The 3975-nt window shown below is 71.3% G+C and carries 3 protein-coding genes; all 3 read left to right on the top strand.

All coding sequences use genetic code 11. From position 1 onward, the window contains the following. On the top strand, positions 1-627 hold a 627-nt coding region (locus VFZ20_RS27125; protein WP_329687096.1), incomplete at its 5' end, for an alpha/beta hydrolase. 8 nt (positions 628-635) lie between these two features. Next, entirely contained in the window at positions 636-1529 is an 894-nt protein-coding gene (locus VFZ20_RS27120; protein ID WP_329687095.1) for an alpha/beta hydrolase, read from the top strand. A gap of 23 nt (positions 1530-1552) precedes the next feature. After that, positions 1553-3196 carry an alpha-amylase family glycosyl hydrolase gene (locus VFZ20_RS27115; protein ID WP_329687094.1) on the top strand — a complete coding sequence of 548 codons (1644 nt, stop codon included), beginning with the start codon at positions 1553-1555 and terminating at the stop codon, positions 3194-3196. The last annotated feature ends 779 nt before the right edge of the window (positions 3197-3975 follow it).

Raw genomic sequence — 3975 nt, 5'->3', positions numbered from 1 at the left:
ATTGACAACGGCGGGCCGCACCGCTGGGACGAGTACGGACCGTGGCCGCAGCCCGACATGCCGCGCTGGGTGGATGCCTCCTGGTCCGAGCCCGAGGAGGGCGGGGAAGGCAACCTGTACGCGCGCTGGCTGGTGAACCGGCTCAAGCCGGACATCGACCGGCGCTACCGCACGCGGCCCCAGGCGGAGCACACGGGCATCGGCGGCAGCAGCATGGGCGGGCTCATCTCGCTCTACACGGGCATCTACCGCCCCGACGTGTTCGGCCGGGTGATGGCCATGTCGCCCGCCGTGTGGATGGCGGAAACCGGCGGGCCGTGGCTGTCCCACAACGCGCTGCCCCTGATGATCCAGGTGTGGGACCCGCCCGTGGGCGCGCGCTTCTGGATCGACGCGGGCACGGAGGAGCGCAGCCGCGAGACGGACCCCGACGTGACGGACGAGAGCGGCGCGCGCGTGACCTACCCGCGCGCGTACGTGGAGGGCGCGCGGCTGGCGGCGGAGGCGCTGCGGGCGCGCGGCGTCCCGGCGGAGGACATCCGGCTGGTGATCGACGAGGGCGCGCCGCACCACGAGAGCGCCTGGGCACGACGATTCGAGGAGGCGGTGCTGTGGCTGTTTCCGTGAGGGATGCGATGATTCGGACGGTGATGATCGGCGCCGCGGTGCTGGGCGTGCTGGCGTCCGCGGCGCCGGCGGCGGGGCAGGGGACGCAGGCGGCGGACAGTGTGAAGCCGCACACGGCATCGGCCAACGTGACGGTGATCGACACGGCGTTCGCCATGCCGCAGCTGAACCGCACGCGGCGAATCTGGATCTACCTGCCGCCGGGCTACGCGTCCACGAACCGGCGCTACCCCGTGCTGTACATGCACGACGGGCAGAACGTGTTCGACGCCGCCACCAGCTACGCCGGCGAGTGGGGCGTGGACGAGGCGCTGGACTCGCTGGCCGCCGCGGGCGATCCCGGCGTCATCGTCGTGGCGGTGGACAACGGCCCCGAGCGCATGGCGGAGTACTCGCCGTGGACGCATCCCCGGGCGGGCGGCGGCCAGGGCGACGCGTACGTCGATTTCCTCGCCAACACGCTCAAGCCCTGGATCGACGCGCGCTATCGCACCCGGCCGGGGCCGGAATCCACGGGGATCATGGGCAGCAGCATGGGCGGGCTCATCTCCCTCGCGGCGGCGTTCCGGCGGCCGGACGTGTTCGGGCAGATCGGCGTGTTCTCGCCGTCGCTGTGGTTCAGCGACTCCGTCTTCGTCGCCGCGCGCGAGTCGCGCCCGGCGGGGTATCGCCCGCGCTTCTACTTCGTCAGCGGGGGCAGCGAGGGGCCGCCGGAGGACGCGCGCGTGGTGGTGACGGGCCAGGAGATGATGGTCCGCGCGCTGGACGAGGCCGGGTGGACGCCGGCGACGGACGTGACGTCCGTGGCGCCGGACGACGGCAAGCACTCCGAGTGGTTCTGGCGGCGCGAGTTTCCCGCCGCGTACCAGTGGCTGTTCGGCGCCGCGAACGCCGGCCGCTGATCCACCCCACGCCGCGCATTCCCATGACCGTCATCCGCCCATCCGCCGCGCGCCGCATCGCCCTGCTGGGCGCCGCCGTGGCCTCCGCCGCCGCCGCGCCCCTGGCCGCCCAGTCGCAGGCGGCGGAGTGGACGCGCGGGGCCACCTGCTACGAGGTCTTCGTCCGCTCCTTCCAGGACAGCGACGGCGACGGCGTGGGCGACCTGAACGGGCTCATCCAGCGGCTGGACTACATCAACGACGGCGATCCGGACCGCCAGGACGACCTGGGCGCGCAGTGCATCTGGCTCATGCCCATCGCCGAGTCGCCCAGCTATCACGGGTACGACGTGGTGGACTACTACGCCGTGGACCGCGAGTACGGCACGGCGGACGACTTCAAGCGGCTGATGGCGGAGGCGCACCGGCGCGGCATCCACGTGCTGGTGGACCTGGTGCTCAACCACAGCTCCAGCGACCACCCCTGGTTCCAGGAGGCGCTGCGCGACCCGAGATCCCGCTATCGCAGCTGGTACATCTTCTCCCCCACGCATCCCGGCGTGCGCAACCCGTGGGGCAGCGACAACTGGCACGCCACGCCCGACAGCAGCGCGTACTACTTTGGCCTGTTCTGGCGGGGGATGCCGGACCTGAACGTGGAGAACCCCGAGGTCGTCGCGGAGACCAGGCGCATCGCGGACTTCTGGATCAACGAGATGGGCGTGGACGGCTTTCGGCTGGACGCCATCCGGCACCTGGTGGAGGGCGGACGAGGCGCGCAGGTGGAGCACCAGCCGGGGACGCACGTCTTTCTGCGCGACTGGGCCGCGCACGTGGCGCGCGTAAAGCCCGACGCGTACACCGTGGGCGAGGTGTGGGACAGCATCGGCGCCATCCTGCCGTACTACCCGGACCAGCTCACGTCGCACTTCATGTTCGAGCTCTCGGACGACATCCTGGAGGCGGTGAACACGGGCAACGCGTCGGGGCTGCTGGGCGGATACCTGCGGATGCAGGACACGCTGCCGCCGCACCGCTGGTCGCCCTTCCTGCGCAACCACGACCAGTCGCGCACCATGACCGTGCTGGGCGGCGACGCGCGCAAGGCCAGGCTGGCGTCCGCGCTGCTGCTGACGCTGCCGGGGCTGCCGTTCGTCTACTACGGCGAGGAGATCGGCATTTCGGGCGACAAGCCGGACGAGAACCTGCGCACGCCCATGCAGTGGACGTCCGCGCCCGGCGGCGGGTTCACGACGGGCACGCCGTGGCGGGCGCCACAGGCGGACTGGGCCACGCGCAACGTGGCCGCGCAGTCGGCGGAGTCGGCGTCACTGCTGACCTTGCATCGCCGGCTCATCCACCTGCGCGCGCGGCACCCCGCGCTGGCCGTGGGCCAGCTGGTGCCGCTGACGGCCAGCCACCCCGCCGTCGCCGCGTTCCTGCGCCGCGACGGCGACCACGCGGTGCTCGTTGTGGCCAACCTGGGCGCGGAACCGCTGAACGGCGTGTCGCTGTCGTCGTCCGCCGGGGCCGCGCCGCGGAGCAATGGTCCGGGCAACAACCTGTTCGGCGGCCGCGCGCCCGCGCCGCTGATGGTGGGCGCGGACGGTCGCATCCAGGACTACGTGCCGTTCGCCATGCTGGGGCCCATGGACGTGCAGGTGGTGGAGCTGGCGCCGGCGCGTTGACGCTTCGTGCCCAGGCGAGGAACCAGGAGCGAATGGCCCAGGAGCGAATGAATTCGCCGCTGGAACTTCGCGAAGTCCGCCTTCGCGGACTGCACGGGCGAGTGTCATCCCGTTGAGCGGCGTCGTCGCGCGGGACGGACGCGATAGGGCGATGCCAGGCGGCAGCAGCGACGAAGCGCCGTTCCGCCGATGCGAGCGGCGGCCCGCACCGCCGGATAACTGGCGCGTATCGACGCATCACCGTTCGACCCCAGGCGCAAACGCGTCATCCTGAGGAGCCGCCGCGTGGTCTTCGACCGCGACGGACCCCTGGCGGCGACGAAGGATCTTGCCCGCGAGACTCGGCCTTTCACTCGGTGCACGGACTCGCCCAGGCACGGGCGGGCCGGTGCAGGGAAGCGGGCGCGGAGGAAAGGACGCAAGATCCTTCGGTCGGCGCGAGAGTCCGCGCGGCGGGCGGGATCGCGCGGCGCCTCCCTCAGGACGACGCAGTCGGCTGATTGCGTGAGTGAGTCTACGCGTCGGCGAGCGAAGGCCGCATGCGACAGACGGCGCTCGCGAATCGCGGTCGATCATCGGACGTGACGGAATGCAGGCCGGCGGACGCCGGTGACGGATGACGGTAGATCGAAGTGCGTTTACCCCCAAGCCCCTGACCCACGAGAACCCGAGGAACCCGTGACCCAGAGACGACCGCGGCTGAACTTCCGCGAGATGTTCAACATGAGCTTCGGCTTTCTCGGCATCCAGTTTGGCTGGGGGCTGCAGCTCGCCAACAT

This window comes from Longimicrobium sp., assembly GCF_036280135.1.
GTDB lineage: Bacteria > Gemmatimonadota > Gemmatimonadetes > Longimicrobiales > Longimicrobiaceae > Longimicrobium.
The sequence above is the reverse complement of the archived record's forward strand: the minus strand, read 5'-3'. Positions and strand labels throughout refer to the sequence as shown.

Excerpts from the sequence above, each read along its gene's own strand:
- VFZ20_RS27115 (WP_329687094.1), top strand. The coding sequence starts at position 1,553 with ATGACCGTCATCCGCCCATCCGCCGCGCGCCGCATCGCCCTGCTGGGC.
- VFZ20_RS27120 (WP_329687095.1), top strand. The coding sequence starts at position 636 with ATGATTCGGACGGTGATGATCGGCGCCGCGGTGCTGGGCGTGCTGGCG.